An 18,330-nucleotide genomic window follows, 5' to 3' on the forward strand; every position below is an offset into this window, starting at 1 on the left:
ACGGCCATAAATGACCGCCGCTTTCTGCCATCGGGCGCCGAAGAAAAAGCCGCTATCGTCATTCGGAGAATCGTGGGATGCCGTCGCGCAACTCCAGTTGGATCCGGGCGGCCCGGCCGGGGTGAGACTGCCGCGACACCGTTCGGCAGGAGGAGACCACGATGACGATCGACGTCGAGTCGACGCGGAAGGCATTCCCGTTCTTCGAGACAGCCGCTGACGGATCCCGTCCACCCGTCTACCTCGACAGTGCCGCCACCACGCAGAAGCCGGCCGTGGTGCTCGACGCCCTCAGCCACTACTACACGCGCGCCAACGCCAACGTGCACCGTGGCGTCTACCGCCTGGCCGTGGAAGCGACCGAGCTGTACGAAGGGGCCCGGCGCAAGGTCGCGGCCTTCGTCAACGCGCCCCGCGCCGAGGAGATCGTCTTCACCAAGAACGCCACCGAGGCCACCAATCTCCTGGCCAACACGCTGATGTGGGGCGACGGGCGGCTCCGGGTCGGTCCCGGCGATGAGATCGTCCTGACCGAGATGGAGCACCACTCCAACCTCATCCCCTGGCGGCTGCTCGCCGAACGCGTGGGAGCGAAGGTCAGTTATCTGGGCATCACCGACGACGGCCGGCTGGACCTGTCCCGCCTGGCCGAGCTGGTCACGGAGCGGACCAAGGTCGTGGCCGTCGTGCACGCCTCGAACATCCTGGGCACCGTGAACCCCATCGCGCCGATCGCGGCCCGCGCGGCCGAGGTCGGCGCCCTGCTGGTCGTCGACGCGGCGCAGTCGGTTCCGCATCTCGGGGTGGACGTCGCCGCGCTCGGGGCCGACTTCGTGACGTTCTCCGGGCACAAGATGTGCGGGCCCACCGGGATCGGCGTGCTGTGGGGCCGGCACGAGCTGCTGGCGGCGCTGCCGCCCTTCCTCGGCGGCGGCGAGATGATCGAGACGGTCAGCGTGGACGCCATGCATTACGCCGCGCCGCCGCTCAAGTTCGAGGCCGGGACGCCGCCGGTGGCGCAGGCGGTCGGTCTGGGGGCCGCCTGCGACTTCCTCTCGGAGATCGGGATGGACGCGGTCGCCGCCCACGACCAGGCACTGATCGAGTACGCGCTGGACCGGCTCGGCGAGGTGCCCGGCATCCGGTTCATCGGGCCGGCGGACACCAGCGACAGACTGCCGCTGCTCTCCTTCGTCGTGGACGGCATGCCGCTCCAGCAGGTGCGCACGGCCTTGGACGAGGCGGGGATCGCGGTACGTTCGGGCCATCACTGCGCCCAGCTCGCGTGCAGCCGCTTCGGCATCCCGGCGGCCATCCGTGCCTCCTTCTACCTGTACAACTCGGCCGACGAGGTCGAGGTCCTGGCCACGACTCTGGAACAGGCGCGCGGCTCCCGGCCGGGCAAGCAGACCCCGGGCACGGTGTACGAGGCCGCCGACACCCGCCAGGTCCGCCCGTACCAGGAGGTCCTGGTGCCGGGGATCTTCCGGCCCTGGGCGTACCGGCTGGTCGAGGAGCTGGCTCCCGCCCAGGGAGCCAGGGCGCTCGACATCGGCACCGGGCCGGGCACGGTGGCCCGCGTCATGGCGGCGGCCGTGGGCGACGGCGGGGCCGTGGTCGGCACCGACCCGAGCCCGGCCATGCTCGCGCTCGCGCGGGAGGAGCCGCCCGTCAGCGGGGCCCCGATCCAGTACGTCGAGTGCGGCGCGGCCCCCCTGCATGTGTCCGACGAGGCGTTCGACCTGATCACCATGCAGCAGGCGCTCCAATTCGTCCCGGACCGGCGGGCCGCGGTGGCCGAGATGCGCCGGGCCGCCCGTCCCGGCGCGCGGATCGCCATCGCCACCTGGTCACCGCTCCGCCGCAATCCGCTCTTCCGCGCCCTGCACGACGCGGTCGGCGCCGTGCTCGGTCCCGGACCGGCCGCGTTGTTCGAGGAGCCGTGGTCGCTGAGCGGGGAGGAGGTCGCCGCCCTGGTGGAGGAGGCGGGCTTCGGCCGGGTCGAGCTGCGCGAGTGGACGGTGCCGGTCACCATTCCCGGCGGACCGGACGCCTTGTGCTGCCTCTTCGACTTCTCGGCGGTCGGCCCGCACATCTCCGTCCATCGCCAATCCCTGTACGCGGCCGTCCGCGCGAACCTGGCCCACTGTACGGACGGGCACGGCGTCCACGCGGAGACCTCGGCGAGCGTGGTGACCGCCCGAGCCTGATCGTCAGAGACAGCCGATGGCCGAGAAAGCGACAGCCGATGGCGGAGTAAGCAGCCTCACCATTCCGCCATCGAGCCGTCGTCGTGCCGCCAGACCGGGTTGCGCCAGGCGTGCGGGTGGCGGGCGGCCTGCCGTACCGCCTGCTCGTCGATGGTCACCCCCAGGCCGGGCAGCGTGGTGCGGTGGGCGTGGCCGTCGGTGAAGGTGAACGGGGCGGGGTCGAGGACGTAGTCGAGGAGTTCGGCGCCGCTGTTGTGGTAGATGCCCACGCTCTGCTCCTGGATGAGGAAGTTGGGCGTGGCGAAGCCGATCTGCAGGCTGGCGGCCAGCGCGATCGGGCCGAGCGGGCAGTGCGGGGCGAGTTGCACGTCGAACGTCTCGGCGAGGGCGGCGATCCGCCTGACCTCCGAGATGCCGCCCGCGTGGGACAGGTCGGGCTGGGCCACGGCCAGGCCGGAGGTCAGCGGCGGCAGGAAGTCGGTGCGGGAGTAGAGGCGCTCGCCGAGCGCGATCGGCACGTCCGTCGCGGCGGTCAGGTCGCGGAGCCGGTGCAGGTGGTCGGGGGCCAGTGGCTCCTCCACGAACAGCGGTTGCAGGTCGGCGACGGCGGCGAGGATACGTCTGGCGTTGGCGGTCGTGGCGCGGCCGTGCAGGTCGATCGCGAAGTCGCGGCCGGGGCCGAGGGCCGACCTGGCGACCTCCGCCCGGCCCACCACGGACGCGAGGTCGGTGACGGTGAGCGAGCGCGGCATCAGGCCCGAGCCGTTCATCTTGACCGCGGTGAACCCGGCCTCGACCTGCTTGTCGATCTCCTCCCGCAGCTCGCCGGGGTCGTCGCCGCCGACCCAGGCGTAGACCCTGACCTTGTCGCGGACCGGCCCGCCGAGCAGGGCGTGCACGGGCGCGCCGTAGTGCTGGCCGGCGATGTCCCACAGCGCCTGGTCGAGCCCCGCGACGGCGCTGGACAGCACGGGGCCGCCCCGGTAGAAGCCGCCCTTGGTGAGCACCTGCCAGTGGTCCTCGATCCGCAGCGGGTCCTGACCGAGGAGATATTCACTGAGTACGTCCACCGCGGCCCGCACGACCTCGGCCCGTCCCTCGACGACGGGTTCGCCCCAGCCGACGATGCCCTCGTCGGTCTCCACTCGGCAGAACAGCCATCGCGGCGGCACCGGGAACGTCTCGATCCTGGTGATCTTCACAGCAGTTCCTCCAGGTCGCGCCACGCCTTGTCGAGCAGGTCCCGCATCGCCGCCGCCGCGGCCTCGCCGTCCTGTCTCTCGATGGCCGTCAGCACCGCCAAATGACTGGGTACGGGGTCGTCGCTGCCGCTGGAGCCGTGGACGAGCCGGTCGCGCCCGGCCAGGCCCGCGCCCATGACGACCTCCATGCGGATGAGCAGTTCGTTGTCGCCCGCCGCGAGCAGCGCCCGGTGGAAGTCCAGGTCGGCCGCGACGGGGTCGGCGGCGGAGGCCATCGCGTCCAGCGCCTTCCGCAGCGCGTCGAGCTGTTCGGGGGTGCGGCGCAGCGCGGCCAGCCGGGCGACCTGGGGCTCGACGATCGAGCGCAGCTCGTGCAGGTCGCGCAGGAAGCCCGGGTCGGGGCGCCCGGCGAACTTCCATCGGATCACGTCGCCGTCGAGGAGGTTCCAGTCGGCGCGCGGGCGTACATAGGTGCCGAGCTTGGGTTTGGCCGCGATGAGTCCCTTGGCGGTGAGGACCTTCATCGCCTCGCGCAGCGCCGTCGAGCTGACGCCGAGCCGTTCCTGCAGGGCGTTGACGTCGAGACTGTCGCCCGCCTTGAACTCCCCGCCGAAGATCATCGAGGCGATGGCCTCGACCGTCTGCCCGTGGAGCCCGCGCCCGCTGTAGGCGGCCATCACGCCGAGTCCTTCACGATGCTCCAGCCGCCGTCCACGACCACGCAGGCTCCCGTGACGAACGAGGCTTCCGGCGAGGCCAGGAAGGCGATCACCGCGGCCACCTCCTCGGGCGTGCCGAACCGGTCGAGCACGGTGGCCTTGACACTGTCCGCCCGGCCCGCCTCGTCCACCCGGTCCCAGGCGGGCGTCATGATCGGCCCGGGCAGGACGCAGTTGACGCGGACGGCGGGGCCGTACTCGACCGCCAGCTGCCGGGTGAGCGCGGTCAGTCCGCCCTTGGCGGCGGCGTAGGCGGGGTGTCCTGGCAGGCCGACGAGCGCGTGCACGGAGGAGGTGACCACCATGGCGCCACCCCTGGTGGCCAGGCCGGGCAGCAGCCTGCGGGCGGCCAGGAAGGTGCCGGTCAGGTTGACGCCGAGCTGCCGGTTCCACGACTCCAGCGTGGTCTGGTGGGCGGGCGCCACCTCGGCGGCGGCCGCGTTGCTGACGATCACGTCGATCGGCCCCCACTCGGCGACCCGGTCCCAGGTCTCCTCCTCGGCCACGTCGCCGCGCAGATATCCGGCGCCCGTCGGCGGCCGTTCCGCGACGACGTCGACGACCAGGACGGACGCGCCCTCAGCGGTCAGCCGCGCGGCCGTCGCAGCGCCGATCCCCGACGCGCCACCGGTCACGACGGCCGTCCTGCCCGCGAAACGCCCGCTCATGACCCTGCCAGTACGACGACATCATGGGGAGCCAGCTCCACCCCGGCCACGCTCACAGGCCGGTCACCGTGGTTGAGCAGGAACAGGTGCGTCCCACGCCGTACGGCCTCCACCCCGTCGGGCACCCCCTGGAGGACGGGCTCGACCTCCGCCAGCCGCAGTGCGTCGCGGACGAGCTCACGCATGGCCGTCTCGTCGGGGCGCGTGCCGAGGTAGGTGGCGGTGCCCAGGCCGAAGGCGTGCCGGGTGATCGCCGGCGACCCGGCCAGCGGGCCGCCGGTGTAGGCGGCCAGGACCTCGGCACCTTCCGGCACGACGTGGTCGGCCCACAGGTCCGCGCTCCCGCCCGAGGTCAGGCCCACACTCTCGCCCTCACTCAGCGGCCAGAACTCCTCCACCTGCAGCCCGAGCAGCTCCCGGAAGGCACCGGGGTAGCCGCCCAACCGGATACGGTCGCACTCGTCGACGATCCCGCTGAAGAACGACATCAGCAGGTGCCCGCCGCCCTCGACATAGCCGCGCAGGTTGTCGGCCGCCGCGTCGGTGCACAGGTAGAGGTTCGGCACCACGACCAGCTTGTACGCCGACAGGTCCGCCTCGGGGGTCACCACGTCGACCGTGACGTTCTCCCGCCAGAGCGGCGCGTAGTGGGCGCGTACCCGCTCGGGTACCTTCAGCTCGCCCGGCCGGGCGTCCAGCTCCAGCGCCCACCAGTTGGCGTAGTCGTGCACGATCGCCACGTCGGCGCGCACCCGCGAGCCCGCGATGCCGGACAGCGCCGCCAGCTCGGCGCCTAGCCCGGCCACCTCGCGGAAGATCCGGTTGTCCGCGCCGCCGTGGGAGACGATCGCGGAGTGGAACTTCTCCGCGCCGCCCGCCGAGGCCCGCCACTGGAAGTACATGACCGCGTCGGCGCCGCGCGCCACCGCCTGGTGGCTCCACAGCCGGTTCAGTCCGTCCCGCTTCGGCCGGTTCGGCGGGCGGTAGCTGATCGCGCTGGTCGCGGTCTCCATCATCAGGTAGGGCCGGCCGCCGCCCAGGGAGCGCATCTGGTCGTGGAAGAAGGCCGCGTCGATGTGCGCGCCGGGGTCCTTCGGCTCGGGGTAGATGTCGAGCGCCACCACGTCGAAGTCGGCCGCCCAGGAGGCGTAGTCGGCGACCGGCTCCCACATGCCCATGATGTTCGTGGTGATCGGCACGTCGGGGGTCAGCTGCTGGAGCACCTCCCGCTCGGCCCGGTAGCAGGCCAGCAGCGCGTCGGAGCTGAAGCGGCGGTAGTCGAGATCCTGCGCGGGATTGCGCAGGGTCGAGGTCGCGCGGGGCGGCAGCACGTCGGCCCAGTCGGCGACCCGCTGGCTCCAGAACGTGGTGGACCAGGCGGCGTTGAGCGCGTCGAGGTCGCCGTAGCGCTCGCGCAGCCAGGTACGGAAGTCCGCTGCGGAGACCTCGCAGTAGCACTCCTGGATGTGGCAGCCGTACTCGTTGCCGACGTGCCAGATGGCCAGCGCGGGATGCCCGCCGTACCTCTTGGCCAGCTGGACGGCCAGATTCACGGCCGCCTCGCGGTAGACGGGGGAGCTGGGGCAGTAGTGCTGGCGCGAGCCCGGCGACAGGCGCACGCCGTCGCGGGTGACCGGCAACGTCTCGGGATGCAGGCGCGACAGCCAGGCAGGCGGCGACGCGGTGCCCGTGGCCAGGCTGACCTCGATGCCCGCGTCGCCGAGCAGGTCCATGACCTCGTCCAGCCAGCCGAAGTCGTAGACCCCCGGCTCGGGCTCGACGAGGCCCCAGGAGAAGACGCCGAGCGTGACGATGGTGACGCCCGCCTCGCGCATGAGGCGGATGTCCTCGCGCCAGACCTCCGGCGACCACTGCTCGGGGTTGTAGTCGGCGCCGAAATGTACTCGGTCGTGCTTCATCTGAATGGTGGCGCGGAGACCCGGTCCTTCAGGGCCGGGAGGAAGCGCCACCCCTCCTTTCGAAAACAGTATGGAAACTATCGGTCACGTTCGGTAATGTGAGCGGTGGGTGAGGACGTTGTGACAGGAGGTGCGCGATGGCGATCCGCCGCTCCGCCACCAAACGCCACGGCCTGCCCTCGATCGTGCAACTGCGGCTCACACCCGCGCCGGCCCAGGCTGGGGCGCTGGCGGCGGCGGTGCTGTTGTGCAATCAGGCGGCCACCCTCGTCTCCCGCCTGGCCTGGCAGCACCGCACGTTCGCGGTAGTGGAGCTGCACCGGCTGGCCTACTACGAGGTGCGCGCGCAGGTGGCCGGGCTGGGCGCGCAAGCGGCCGTGCGGGCGATCGCCCGGGTCGCCGGCGCCTATGCCAACCGGCGCGCTTCCAAGAAACGGGCTCACATCTTCCCCCCGCACGGCGCTGTCCCTTACGACGCCCGGTTGATGAGCTGGAATCGTGATGCCCGTACCGTGTCGTTGTGGACGCCCACCGGCCGCGTCGCCGTGTCCTACACCGGTCGGCCAGATGACCTCAAAGCCGTGGATGCGCTGCCGGTGGGTGAGGCCGACCTGATCTGCCGGCGCGGGGTGTGGCTGCTGCAGGTCGCCCTCACCCTGCCCCGACCGGTGGTGCGTGAGCCGGTCGGCGGCTTCGTGGGGGTGGATCAAGGGGTGGCGAACCTGGCGGTCACCTCCGACGGTGTGGCGCTGCCCGGCACCGAGCTGCCCGGCCCGATCGGCGGTAATGGCCACGTCCGCACCCTGCGGGAGCGGCGGCACCGGCAACGCCGCCGGTTGCAGAAGAAGGGCACGTCGGCGGCGCGGCGGGTGCTGCGCCGCCTGTCCGGGCGTGAACACCGGATGATGACCGACCTCAACCACCAAATCAGCAAATATGTGGTGCGCGAAGCCGAACGCACCGGCCGCGGCATCGCCCTGGAGGACCTTCAGGGCATCCGCAGCCGGGTAAGGGCTCACCGGCTCCAGCGGCGCACCCTGCACACCTGGGCCTTCGCCCAGCAGATCACCTTCACCCGCTACAAGGCCGCCCGCGCCGGGATCGCCTTCATCCTGGTCGACCCCGCCTACACCTCCCAGACCTGCCCGGACTGCGGGTACATCAGCCGGGCGAATCGACCCGCGCGGGGACGGTTCGTCTGCACCAGGTGTGGCCTCGCTGGGCACGCCGACCACATCGCAGCCCGCAACATCGCCACACGCGGCATAGCGGGCTGGGCTGCCATCAACCAGCCACACGCTACCGGCCTCCCCTCACCCAGACGGGACCGCGAGAGCAAACCACTAGATTCAACCAGTGGTAGTTGATCCCTTGGCACTCCCAGCCGGGCCCCTGGGAATCTTCGATCCCATGCTGACTCCCTTCGAACGGAACGCCTGACCTGCGGGTTCCGGTTGAGGGGAGACATTATTCGTATTTTATTAATAATACAAGAGTGTTGCTGGGCGGTTTCCTGCGATTTCGTGTGACATATGGGACTATGGGGGTCTCGGTAGTGAAGGGATGCTGAATGCACGATGACTTGCAGGCGGCCATCGAGGGTCTGGTGGCGGAGTTCGGCAGGCAAGTCAGCCAGGTCCGGGAGACACACGCCCAGCTCCGGGAGGTCACGGCCACGGTCTCCGACGGCAACGTGACCGTGACGGCGGGTCCGCAGGGCCGGATCGACGAGGTCGTCTTCCATCCCCGCGTCTACACCCGGTTCTCCCCGTCGGAGCTGGCCCAGGCGGTCCTCGACCAGATCACCGAGGCCAACGCGCGGGTCGCCGAGCAGTCGCGGAAGCTGATGGCGCCGCTCGTTCCCGAGGGGATGTCGGCCGAGCAGCTGTTCGGCGGCGAGTTCGACCTTGACCGGCTGCTGCCGGACACGCCACTCCAGCGCGGGGAGAGTCGATGAGCGAGTGGGCGCAGGGGTTCGACGTCGCCTGGGGCCAGATGCGCCGGGCGGGCACGGACTGGTGCGCTCCCGCCGCCACCCTGCGTGAGGCGAGGGGGCTCGTGCGGTCCGTGCTCGACAGCGCCCCGTGGGGACAGGACCAGTACGGCCGGCAGTTCGCCGCCCGGTTCACCGGCACCCTCGAAGACCTCCTTGAGGACTTCCACCAGGGCGCGAAGAGCGTCGACGACCTGACGGAGCAGGTCGACACGGCGGCCCGCAACTACGAGCGGGCCAATCACCTGTATCCGCAGGTCTGAGGCGTGGATCTGAAGACCCTGCTCGGCCCCGCGTTCCCGTACGTGGAACCGGTACTCGGCTGGGTCGTCGGCATGGACTACCCGCAGGGCGACGGCGAGGAGAGCCTGGCGCGAGCCGCCGACCTGCGCGGTGCGGCCGGGATGTGCCGCACAGCGGGCGGCCAGGGGGACGAAGCGCTCAACCACGTGCTGGCCTACGCCGTCGGCCCGGCGGCCACCGCGCTGTGCGGCTACTGGGAGAAGTTCACCACCGACGATCCCGCGTACGTGGAGGAGCTGGCCAAGGCCTGTGAGGCGGCGGCGAAACAGCTTGAGTCATACGGCCTGGACACCGACTACACGCAGAAGTACATCGCGCTCTGCCTGATCCTGCTGGCCTTCCTGCTGCTGCGGTCCTACGCGTTCGGGCCCGCCACGGGCGGTGCCTCGTTCCTGTCCATCGGGCCCGCCTGCTCGATGGCCAGACTGAACGTCCGGACGATCGCCAAGCTGCTGCTGCTGAGCATCGCGTTCATGGTCGGACTGGACGGCGGCACCCAGCTCTGGCAGTTCGCCGAGGGGAAGCGGCACGAATGGGACGGCGGCAAGACGGCCGCGGCGGTGGAGGGCGGGCTGCTGACCGGGCTGGCGTTCGCCGGGCTGGGCGGGATCATCGCCAAGGTCGGCGGTCCGCGACTGCTGGGCGGCGTCGTGCTGAAGGAGGAGCTGACGGCGCGCGAGCGGGTGGCCGCGTTCCTGACCCAGACCGTGGGCGGAGTGGCGACCCAGAGCAGCGTGGCCTCGGTGATCGGCTCGATCCCCATGCTCTACGAGAGCGGTCAGCTCACTCCGGAGGTGCTGGCCAAGGCGGCAGTGGCGGGCTTCGTGGGCGGCATCGACGGCAGAGCGGGCTACGCGGGCCCGCGCGTCGCCGACGGCCTGCGCATGCCGCGCCTGGGAGAGGCGCCGCGACTGGACGGCACCCGGCTGGAGGGCACGCGGGCGGAGGGTGCCCGGCTGGAGGGCACGGGGCGTCCGGCTGATCAGCGGGCGCCCGCGTACCACTTCGGCCAGGACCCGCACGACGGTCCGGGCCGGCCGCCGCCCGAGGGGACCGGACGGGCCGAAACCGGCGGCGGCGGAACGGCCGTGCCGGTGCTCACGCCCAGGCACCGGGAGATCATCCGGCAGAGCAGGCACGAGGTCGCCGCGGGCGTCTGGTACCGGGACCCGGGCCGGGCGGTCATGCCCAGCGCGGACATGCGACTGCTGCGGCAGACGCCCGGCGTCATCGACGTGGGCATCCGCACCGACCGCCACGGTTTCTACATCGGTGACGAGCGGCTGTCGAGCCGCGACGTGGGCACGATGCTCGCCCACGACCCGGCCGTGCGGGCCGACCCCACCGCCAAGCTGCGCCTCCTGGGCTGCGACCTCGACCTGAATCGCGTCGCGGTGCGGCAACTCGCCGACCTCACCGGCCGGGAGGTCATCGCCGCCGACAAGCTGGTCTACATCGGCGCCGACCGGCAGGCGCACACCGGGAGCATCCCCCAGTACCGCCCCGACGGCCGGCCGATCTTCCGCGACGACGGCCAGTGGCACCACACCCGGCCGGAGCAGCCGCACCAGCAGCCGGCCGTCCCGGCGGACATGGCCCGGCCGAGCCCCGAGCTGCCGCCGGGGGCGCTCAACGAGGAGACGCTGAAGGCGAAGCTGGAGCAGGAGAAGCCGCAGCCCAAGTTCCTGGCCGGTGGCCAGCATGGAGTGGTGCAGACGGTCCGGTTCCGCGACGGCACCGTCCTGATCCGGAAACTTCATCTCTATGGGCATGTCACGGTGAAAAAAGACCTGCTCGCCTCCCTCGTCGGGCGGATGGTCGGCGCCCCCGTACCGCACGTCATCAGGGATCCGTTCAACCGGGACGCGGTCTACATGCAGTTCATGGACGGCGTGGACCGGTCCGAGATCAGGGGCGAGATGTTGCCCTTCTACGAAAGTACGGGGGGAAGGCGGCTCGGTCTGCTCGACGCCCTGGTCGGCAACACCGACCGCAGGGGCGGCAACTGGCTCGCGCACGGGAGGGACGGGGTGGGCGGGATCGACCTCAGCAGGTCCTTCTCGTTCGGCCTCGACAAGATCGAGTACGCCCAGAACGACTTCGCCTGGCACTACATGGACGACGACGGCGAGTGGATCGACAACCAGCTCACCCGCGAGGACATCGACCTGTTCACCGAGCGGATCCAGGCGCTGCGGCCGGAGTTCGAGCGGCTGGGTCGCCAGGCGTGGCACGACGAGGTGCTCGACCGCCTGTACCAGATCGGCGACCACGCGACCGGTGACGTGCCGTTGACCCATGAGCCCGTCCACCACTTCGGCGGTTCCTGAGGTGACCGAGCAGCTCATCAGCCGCTATGCGATCATCGGCTGGCAGCCGTCCATTCGTCCGGAGGGGAACAGGCCATGATCATGGTCGCTCGGGTGTTCGACGGCGTCCTGGACGGGGTTCCGTACTTCGAGCCCGGTCATCCGCTGGTGGACAGCCCGGAGGAGCGCGAACGGCTGGCCGGCTACCTGGAGGCGGGCACGCCGATCCTGGGCACCACCGGACTGGACGTGGACCGGGTCGAGCCGGCGCGCGGCGAGGTGGTGCCGCTGAGCTTCCGCACCGACGGGACGTACGTCTGGACCGACACGGTCACCTACTACCTGCGCGCCCACCACCTGCGGCCGGACCCGGAGCTGTGCGCGCACATCGCGGCCGGCGGGTACGTGTGTCCCGAGGTCGGCGAGGACGCCGCCGCGCGGGTCCTCCAGGAGTTCTACCGGTTCTCCGCCGAGTCCGGATAGCCGATCGCGGCTCTCTCCGGGTACGGGCAGCCGCTCGGGTGAACCTGTGCGGCCGGAGGTCCGTACCTCTACGCAGGACGGGTGTCGCGAGCCGAGGAGGTCTGCCACGTGGGCGTGCGTCGTCGCCGGATCGCGGGCGTGGCCGTCGTCGCGCTCGGCCTGCTCGCCGGCGGCCCGCTGCTGCCCGCCGCACCGGCCGGCGCCCATGGGGCGCTGGAGAACCCGCTCAGCCGGGCGGCGGCTTGCGGCACCGACAGCCCGCTGACGAAGAAGTCCCCTGCCTGTACGGCCGCCCTGGCGGTGAGCGGTACGGAACTGCCCGACGAGTGGGACAACCTCAGGGTGGCGGACGTCGCGGGCCGGGACCGCGAGGTGATCCCGGACGGGAAGCTGTGCAGCGGCGGCATCGAGGGCTTCGGCGGCCTCGACCTCGCCCGTGCCGACTGGCCCGCCACCAAGCTGACGGCTGGAGCGGGGTTCACCTTCAGGTATCGCGGCACGATCCCGCACCAGGGGACCTTCCGGCTGTACGTCACGGCGGACGGCTACGACCCGTCTCGCGCCCTCAAGTGGTCCGACCTGGAGAAGCAGCCCTTCCTCAAGGTGACCGATCCGGCACTGGCGGACGGCTCGTATGTCATGAAAGGGCGGCTGCCCGCAGGCAAGAGCGGCCGTCACCTGATCTACACGATCTGGCAGAACTCCGACACGCCAGACACCTATTACTCCTGCTCCGACGTGGTCTTCCGCGCCGCCAAGGCCGCCGCCGCACCCTCCGAACCCGCACCCACGGACTCCGGGAGCGGCGGCCTGCCGTGGGCGGTCGGCGGCGTGGCGCTCCTCGCCGCCGTGGCCGGGGCGATCATCGTGCTGACCCGAGCGAAGGGCCGCCGCCCGAGGTAGGGGCCCCAGGGCTCGGGATCAGGTCCCCGGCCTCCCGAGATCATCGGGAAGCCGGGGATCCCGTTCGGTCAGCCCGTCGTGATGAAGCCGTCCGGGTTCACCACCACCGGGGACTCCAGGTAGAGGTCACGGTATTCGTCCTGGATGCCGCTGTTGTGGATCTGGATGGCCAGCGGGCCGGTCTGCCCGGCGGTGGTGTCCTTGAAGGCCAGCACCTTGACCGCCGTACACGTGGGCGTGCCCGCCGTGATCGGGCAGCAGGCCATCTTCGCCTCGCCGGTGCTCTGGTTGGCCACGAGCTCGCACTGGCTCCAGTTGTGGATGTCCCACTTGGTGTGCGGGAACTGGGTGAACAGGCTGCCGCCGCCGTTGTTGTGACCGGGGCGGTAGTCCCAGTGGCCGCCGTTGGGCGGCTGGAACTGGATGGCGCTGAGGGCGTCCCTGATCGGCGTGGTAGTCCCCCAGATCAGCACGGTCGGCGCGTGGTCGCCGGACACCTGCCGGACGCTGAAGATCCAGCGGAACGTGCCGGTCTGCTGCTTGTTGTAGTAGATCCAGCCTCTGCCTGCCGTACCCGTGCCGTGGATGGCGTTGTCGCGTACGGTCCAGCCGGCCGCGGCGTGCGGGGTCCAGCCGTTCAGCGTGGTGCCGTCGAACATGGGGACCAGGTACGGGTCGCCGTACGGGTTCTGCGCGACAGGGGTGTGGACGGTGAGATCGGGGCTCGGTGGGGAGGCGTTGCCGGCCGCGTCTCGCGCGACGACGTGGATGGCGTGGTCGGTGTCGGCGCTCAGGCCCGTACAGGTGCCCGTGGTGGTCTGTCCCGAGACGGTGCCGCATGGCCTCCCATCGCCGAACAGGTCGTAGGAGGCGATGCCCACGTCATCGGCCGAGGCCGCCCAGGTCACCGTGACGCTCGACGAGGTGATGGCCGTCTGGCTCGGCTGGCCGGGGGCCGTGGGCGGGTGGGAGTCGATGGGCCCGGAGACGGTGAGCTTGTCGAGGTTGGGCCCGCCGGTGGCGGCCGTGGCGGTCGCCCTGACCGTGTTCGCCCCGGCGTTGAGCTGGGCGGTGATGGGGAGGTCGACCCAGGTGTCCCAGTTCGCCGTGGGGCTGAACGCCTTGCCGGCCGCGACCACGGTGCCGTTGACCGAGATGTCCAGTGGGCGGTTCTCCTTCGTGCCGTTGGCGTAGCGCAGGGTCAGCGTCGCGGTGGCCGCCTCGGGGGCGTTCACGGTCCACTCGACGTAGCCGCCGGTGGTGTTGACGTAGTCGACGAAGCCGGTGCCGGTGAAGCCGGTGTGGTTGGTGGCCACCGCCGCCTGGGAGAGTACGGCGCTCTCCGCCTGGTAGGCGATGTCCTGGGTGCTGGAGGGGGCGACGTCGAGGAAGTCCAGGTTGGGGTTGCCGTTGGCGGTGGTCGCGGTGACCCGGACCGTGTTGGCGCCCGCGCGCAGCGTCGCGGTGAGCGTTGCGGTGGTCCAGGTGTCCCAGGTGCCCGTGCTGGTGAACGCGTGGCCGGTGGCGATCGCCGTGCCGTTGACCGCGATGGTGGCGGGGCGGTTGGTGGTGGTGCCGTTCGCGTAGCGCAGGTCGAGGGTCGCGCTGCCGTCCGAGGGGGCGGTGACGGCGAACTCCAGGTAACTGCCCGAGACGTTGTCGCCGTTGACGTAGCCGGTGCCGGAGAAACCCGTGTGGGTGGTCTCCAGGACGCCCTTGGAGATCGTGGCGGCCTCCGCCTCGTACCGGTTGGTTGCTGCCTGCGCTACACCTCCGATCAATATCGTCGCCAGGAGGACGAGTACGGCTAAGACAGGCACCGTTCTGGACATGGCGCAGCTCCCTGTGACGTGCGCTCGTTAACAAACTTTCCTAATATTTCTCGATATGACCACCGACGGTCAGGCGAGTCAATAGGTCGGATGTGTTCAGTTGGAACGGCATGGAACGCCCCTTTGTCAGGAGATATAGCTACACAGGGGAAAGGCGCCCATATGGAACTGCGGACACGCTTCACCGAGGCGTACGGTCTGACCACCCCGATCGCGCAGGCCGGCATGGCGTTCGCCGGGATGCTGCCGGAGCTGGCCATCGCGGTGAGCGACGCCGGCGCGCTGGGGTCGCTCGGGGTGGGACTGATGCCGACCGCCGCCATGGTCGAGACCATCGAAGCGGTACGGGCCGGCACGACCGGGCCGTTCAACGTCAACTTCGTCACCCCCTTCGCCAAGCCCGAGCAGATCGACGCCGTCTGCGCGGCCGGCGTCGCGGTGGCGTCGTTCCACTGGGGGCATCCGCCGAAGAGCTGGATCGGGCAGTTGCACGGTGCGGGCGTACGCGTCTTCGAGCAGGTCGGCTCGGTGGACGACGCCAAGCGGGCGGTGGACGACGGGGTGGACGTCGTGGTGGCGCAGGGGCTGGAGGCGGGCGGGCACAATTACGCGACCCTGCCGACGTTCGCGCTGGTCCCGCTGGTGGTCGACGCGGTCGCCCCGGCGCTGGTCCTGGCGGCCGGCGGGATCGCGGACGGCCGGGGGCTGGCCGCCGCGCTCATGCTCGGGGCCGACGGCGCCTGGATCGGTACGCGGCTGGTGGCCACGACCGAGTCGGCGGCGCACGAGGGCTACAAGAGCCGGCTGGTGACGGCAAGAGGCACCGACACCGCGCGCACGCCGGTTTTCGGCCCGGAGCATCCGGCGTTCAATCCGACGCGGGTGCTACGTAACCGGGTCGTCCGCGAGTGGCACGACCGGGCGGACGAGGTGCCGCGCGACACCTCGGGGCTGGAGGTCATCGGGCACACGGTGGTCAACGGGGAGCCGGTGGAGATGCACAAGTTCTCCTTCCTGGTCCCGATGCGCGGCCTGACGACCGGCGACCTGGAGGAGATGGCGCTGCTCGCGGGCGAGGGCGTGGGCCTGGTCGACTCGATCGAGCCGGCGGGCGTGGTGATCGACACGATCACCACGCAGGCCCGCGCCGCCCTCGACCGCTACCGGGGAGCATCCTGAGCGTCACCAGTTGGCGGGCAGTCCCGGCGTGGTCGCGGGCAGGGCGCGGCCGGGCGGGTGGATGACGTACACGATGCCGCCGCTGCTGGAGCTGCGCAGCCAGACGTTCTCGAACGCGGCCCGCGGATAGACGTGCCGCACGGCGTCGTCATCGGCGGATGCGGGGTCGTTGGCGATCACGTCACCCTCGGCGGTGAAGCCGACGATCACCATGATGTGCCCGTTGGTGCCGTACCCTGCCCCCGGCAGCTCGCCCTTCTTGAACGACTGCGAGGTGATGACCGGGATTCCGGCGCTGATCAGCTTCTCCAGCTCGGTCAGCGTCCGCAGGCGGGTGACGAACCCGTCCATGCCGTAGCGACCGGCGTAGGCGGTGTTGAACGGCCAGTTGCCCGCGCCCTGGTAGGCGTGGTCGTAGGCGTAGCGGGCGGCGTAGTCGACCTCAGGGTCGGGATCGGACGGATCCACCCAGGAGGTGTCTTCCGCGCTCGGCCACTTGTCCCAGTAGCCCAGGACCATCGTGGTCGAGGTCGGGCTGCACCAGGCCTGACCGCCGCCGTCCCATTCCGGGTAGTGGCCCTCGTGCACGTTCTGGGAACGACGTGGGACGGCCAGCTCGGTGCCCCACGCGCCGCCGCCGGGGCTGACCGGCACGGTCTTGCGCTCGGGCACGTTCGAGGCCATCGCGCCCAGCGTCCGTACGGTCGGCGTCACGGCGGAGCCGGGCGTCCGGTACAAGGTGAGGCGCAGCTGGTAGGCGTTGATCTGCTTGTCCGCCGCCGCGACGAACGTATCCACGGAGACGGTGCCGTCGGCGTCGGCCTGCCCGGGCACCGAGGTGCGGCGGATGTCGCCCTCTCCGTACGCCCAGCGGCCGAGCACGTACCACTTGCTCAGCCCGGCCGTGTGCCGGGTGCGCGCCTCGACCTGCAGCCAGCTGCCCGCCGGGAGGTCGGCGGTCCAGGAGGCGATGAGCTCGGTGGCGGCGAAGCCGATCGGCCGCTCCGGGCCGGTCCAGCGGGCGTACTCCCAGCTCTTGGTGCCGAGCGCGTCGGTGTAGGTGGTGGTGCCGACCGCGGCGGCGAACGACAGGCCCTCGCCGATGGCCGTCCCTTCGGGCGTACCGGAGGCGAAGTCGGCCCGTTGATAGACGACGTCCGTCGTGGCCGCCGCGGGTTTCGTGGCGGCGAGACCGGTCGCGGGAGCCGCCAGGGTCGCGGAAACCAGGACGGTGGAGAGGAGTACGGTCAGCGCGCGCATGAACCTACCTTGCTTGGACGGCGCTCGATGCGGCAGACAGTAGACATAGAGGGCATACAACGCATCGGAAAATGTACGTACGCGCACAGCCCGTTATCTCTGCTCAGGCTCGCAGGGCTGCTCGGCGCTCCAGCCGGGGCAGCCGCATGGTGACGGTGAGACCGCCCTCCGGCCGCGCCTCGGCGGTGACCGTGCCGCCGTGCGCGTCGACGATGGCCCGTACGATCGACAGTCCCAGCCCCGCGCCGCGTGCCGACCGTACCCGGTCGCCCTGCAGCCGGCGGAACGGCTCGAACAGGTCGTCCACCTCGTACGGCGAGACCTGCGGCCCGGTGTTCTCCACCACGACCACCGCCTCGTCACCCTCCTGCCGCAGGCGCAACCACACCTCACCCCCGCGGACGTTGTACTTGATCGCGTTCTCCAGCAGGTTGAACACGCAACGCTCCAGGAACAGCGGGTCGCCCATCGCGAGGGCGGCGCTCAAGTCCTGGTGCAGGGTGACCGGCCGCTTGCGGGGTTGCAGGTCGAGCTGCTCCTCCACGGCCCGGATCACCTGGCGTACGTCGACGCTCTTACGGATGGCGAGCTCCTGCTCCGACTGGGCCAGCAGCAGCAACCCCTCGATCAACCGCTCATAACGCGCGTTGGTCCCCAGCAACGCACGAGCCAGCGCCTTCAGATCCGGCGAGGCCGCCGGCTCCTCCAGCGACACCTCCAAAATCGTGCGATTGATCGCCAACGGCGTCCGCAACTCATGCGAAGCATTACCGATGAACCGCCGCTGCGCCTCGAACACCCGATGCAACCGATCCAACATCGCATCGAACGTATCGGCCAACCGCTTGACCTCATCCTGCGGACCCCGCAACCCGATCCGCTCATGCAACGTACTCTCCGACAACCGCCGCGCCGTCTCCGTCACCCGATCCAACGGCCGCAACGCCCGATCAGCCATCAGATAGCCGAGCACGAACGCGATGATCCCGATCACGATCATGATCACCACCGAGGACCGCAGCATCTCGTCGAGCACGCCGTCCGCCCGCTGCTGGACGTTCACCTTCTCGAAGACCATGTCGCTCTTGACGGCGCCCTCCTGCACGGGCCCGGCCCGCTCGCCGACGACCCTCATGGCCTTCGCGGGGAACTGCTGCTCCAGGGCCTGCCCCGTGATCAGGTACGTCGACCAGAGCAGCAGCGATCCGGCGACGAAGAACGAGCCGCCGTACAGGAGCGTGAGCCGCATCCGGAGCCCCAGCCGGTTCCATGGGCGCACGGCAGGACCGTCGGGCTCCGTCACGACCAGCACCCCTTCCGCTCTGGGTAGAGGATGACGGACCACGTGTC

Annotated in this window: 15 protein-coding genes; 8 read left to right on the forward strand and 7 right to left on the reverse strand. The window is 70.7% G+C overall.

Annotated features, from left to right (window positions below):
• Positions 1-161: 161 nt before the first annotated feature.
• Positions 162-2,210 carry a SufS family cysteine desulfurase gene (locus ACIBO2_RS45305; protein ID WP_358532868.1) on the forward strand — a complete coding sequence of 683 codons (2,049 nt, stop codon included), beginning with the start codon at positions 162-164 and terminating at the stop codon, positions 2,208-2,210.
• A 56-nt stretch (positions 2,211-2,266) separates the two neighbouring features.
• Here the strand turns inward: ACIBO2_RS45305 and dgoD are convergent, their stop codons facing one another.
• The 4 genes from dgoD to ACIBO2_RS45325 are packed head-to-tail and all read right to left on the reverse strand — an operon-like array spanning position 2,267 to position 6,718.
• The gene (gene dgoD / locus ACIBO2_RS45310) at positions 2,267-3,412 is read right to left on the reverse strand and encodes a galactonate dehydratase (protein ID WP_358532871.1); all 1,146 of its coding nucleotides are present in this window, start codon (positions 3,410-3,412) and stop codon (positions 2,267-2,269) included.
• Positions 3,409-4,089 carry a FadR/GntR family transcriptional regulator gene (locus tag ACIBO2_RS45315; protein WP_397304261.1) on the reverse strand — a complete coding sequence of 227 codons (681 nt, stop codon included), beginning with the start codon at positions 4,087-4,089 and terminating at the stop codon, positions 3,409-3,411. The genes dgoD and ACIBO2_RS45315 overlap by 4 nt, the downstream gene beginning before the upstream one ends.
• A complete protein-coding gene (locus ACIBO2_RS45320) occupies positions 4,089-4,799 on the reverse strand; it encodes an SDR family NAD(P)-dependent oxidoreductase (RefSeq protein WP_397304262.1) in 711 nt (236 codons plus the stop codon). Before ACIBO2_RS45320 ends, ACIBO2_RS45315 begins: the two co-directional genes overlap by 1 nt.
• Positions 4,796-6,718 carry a beta-galactosidase gene (locus ACIBO2_RS45325; protein ID WP_397304263.1) on the reverse strand — a complete coding sequence of 641 codons (1,923 nt, stop codon included), beginning with the start codon at positions 6,716-6,718 and terminating at the stop codon, positions 4,796-4,798. Before ACIBO2_RS45325 ends, ACIBO2_RS45320 begins: the two co-directional genes overlap by 4 nt.
• A gap of 137 nt (positions 6,719-6,855) precedes the next feature.
• Between ACIBO2_RS45325 and ACIBO2_RS45330 the strand changes: the two genes are divergently transcribed.
• The 6 genes from ACIBO2_RS45330 to ACIBO2_RS45355 all read left to right on the forward strand — a co-directional run bounded on the left by ACIBO2_RS45330 (position 6,856) and on the right by ACIBO2_RS45355 (position 12,709).
• Positions 6,856-8,085: an RNA-guided endonuclease InsQ/TnpB family protein gene (locus tag ACIBO2_RS45330; protein WP_397304264.1), complete on the forward strand. Its 1,230-nt coding sequence runs from the start codon at positions 6,856-6,858 to the stop codon at positions 8,083-8,085.
• A gap of 203 nt (positions 8,086-8,288) precedes the next feature.
• Positions 8,289-8,675 (forward strand): YbaB/EbfC family nucleoid-associated protein, encoded by a 387-nt coding sequence (locus ACIBO2_RS45335; RefSeq protein ID WP_397304265.1) that lies wholly within the window; start codon positions 8,289-8,291, stop codon positions 8,673-8,675.
• Entirely contained in the window at positions 8,672-8,974 is a 303-nt protein-coding gene (locus ACIBO2_RS45340) for a hypothetical protein (RefSeq protein WP_397304266.1), read from the forward strand. Before ACIBO2_RS45335 ends, ACIBO2_RS45340 begins: the two co-directional genes overlap by 4 nt.
• Before the next feature lie 3 nt (positions 8,975-8,977).
• Positions 8,978-11,344: a hypothetical protein gene (locus ACIBO2_RS45345; RefSeq protein ID WP_358532892.1), complete on the forward strand. Its 2,367-nt coding sequence runs from the start codon at positions 8,978-8,980 to the stop codon at positions 11,342-11,344.
• A 75-nt stretch (positions 11,345-11,419) separates the two neighbouring features.
• Positions 11,420-11,806, forward strand: a complete 387-nt coding sequence (locus ACIBO2_RS45350; protein ID WP_358532895.1) for a hypothetical protein — start codon at positions 11,420-11,422, stop codon at positions 11,804-11,806.
• A gap of 108 nt (positions 11,807-11,914) precedes the next feature.
• The gene (locus tag ACIBO2_RS45355; protein WP_397304267.1) at positions 11,915-12,709 is read left to right on the forward strand and encodes a lytic polysaccharide monooxygenase; all 795 of its coding nucleotides are present in this window, start codon (positions 11,915-11,917) and stop codon (positions 12,707-12,709) included.
• Positions 12,710-12,777: 68 nt separating this feature from the next.
• Here ACIBO2_RS45355 and ACIBO2_RS45360 read toward each other — a convergent pair whose 3' ends face one another.
• Entirely contained in the window at positions 12,778-14,541 is a 1,764-nt protein-coding gene (locus ACIBO2_RS45360; RefSeq protein ID WP_397304268.1) for a CBM35 domain-containing protein, read from the reverse strand.
• 162 nt (positions 14,542-14,703) lie between these two features.
• Here ACIBO2_RS45360 and ACIBO2_RS45365 point away from each other — a divergent pair, with 162 nt between their 5' ends.
• Positions 14,704-15,720 (forward strand): NAD(P)H-dependent flavin oxidoreductase, encoded by a 1,017-nt coding sequence (locus ACIBO2_RS45365; RefSeq protein ID WP_397304269.1) that lies wholly within the window; start codon positions 14,704-14,706, stop codon positions 15,718-15,720.
• Positions 15,721-15,723: 3 nt separating this feature from the next.
• Here ACIBO2_RS45365 and ACIBO2_RS45370 read toward each other — a convergent pair whose 3' ends face one another.
• Both ACIBO2_RS45370 and ACIBO2_RS45375 read right to left on the reverse strand, forming a co-directional pair.
• Complete coding sequence (locus ACIBO2_RS45370) at positions 15,724-16,980, reverse strand: C39 family peptidase (protein WP_397304270.1); 1,257 nt, start codon at positions 16,978-16,980, stop codon at positions 15,724-15,726.
• A gap of 103 nt (positions 16,981-17,083) precedes the next feature.
• The gene (locus ACIBO2_RS45375) at positions 17,084-18,283 is read right to left on the reverse strand and encodes a HAMP domain-containing sensor histidine kinase (RefSeq protein ID WP_358532910.1); all 1,200 of its coding nucleotides are present in this window, start codon (positions 18,281-18,283) and stop codon (positions 17,084-17,086) included.
• Positions 18,284-18,330 lie beyond the last annotated feature (47 nt).

It is taken from the genome of Nonomuraea sp. NPDC050022 (genome assembly GCF_044460705.1).
Taxonomy (GTDB): domain Bacteria; phylum Actinomycetota; class Actinomycetes; order Streptosporangiales; family Streptosporangiaceae; genus Nonomuraea.

Bases quoted from the DNA above. Each gene is read 5' to 3' on its own strand.
- ACIBO2_RS45340 (WP_397304266.1), top strand. From the start codon at position 8,672: ATGAGCGAGTGGGCGCAGGGGTTCGACGTCGCCTGGGGCCAGATGCGC.
- ACIBO2_RS45365 (WP_397304269.1), top strand. From the start codon at position 14,704: ATGGAACTGCGGACACGCTTCACCGAGGCGTACGGTCTGACCACCCCG.
- ACIBO2_RS45325 (WP_397304263.1), bottom strand. From the start codon at position 6,718: ATGAAGCACGACCGAGTACATTTCGGCGCCGACTACAACCCCGAGCAG.
- ACIBO2_RS45335 (WP_397304265.1), top strand. From the start codon at position 8,289: ATGCACGATGACTTGCAGGCGGCCATCGAGGGTCTGGTGGCGGAGTTC.
- ACIBO2_RS45320 (WP_397304262.1), bottom strand. From the start codon at position 4,799: ATGAGCGGGCGTTTCGCGGGCAGGACGGCCGTCGTGACCGGTGGCGCG.
- ACIBO2_RS45330 (WP_397304264.1), top strand. From the start codon at position 6,856: ATGGCGATCCGCCGCTCCGCCACCAAACGCCACGGCCTGCCCTCGATC.
- ACIBO2_RS45315 (WP_397304261.1), bottom strand. From the start codon at position 4,089: ATGGCCGCCTACAGCGGGCGCGGGCTCCACGGGCAGACGGTCGAGGCC.
- ACIBO2_RS45350 (WP_358532895.1), top strand. From the start codon at position 11,420: ATGATCATGGTCGCTCGGGTGTTCGACGGCGTCCTGGACGGGGTTCCG.
- ACIBO2_RS45360 (WP_397304268.1), bottom strand. From the start codon at position 14,541: ATGTCCAGAACGGTGCCTGTCTTAGCCGTACTCGTCCTCCTGGCGACG.
- ACIBO2_RS45305 (WP_358532868.1), top strand. From the start codon at position 162: ATGACGATCGACGTCGAGTCGACGCGGAAGGCATTCCCGTTCTTCGAG.
- ACIBO2_RS45370 (WP_397304270.1), bottom strand. From the start codon at position 16,980: ATGCGCGCGCTGACCGTACTCCTCTCCACCGTCCTGGTTTCCGCGACC.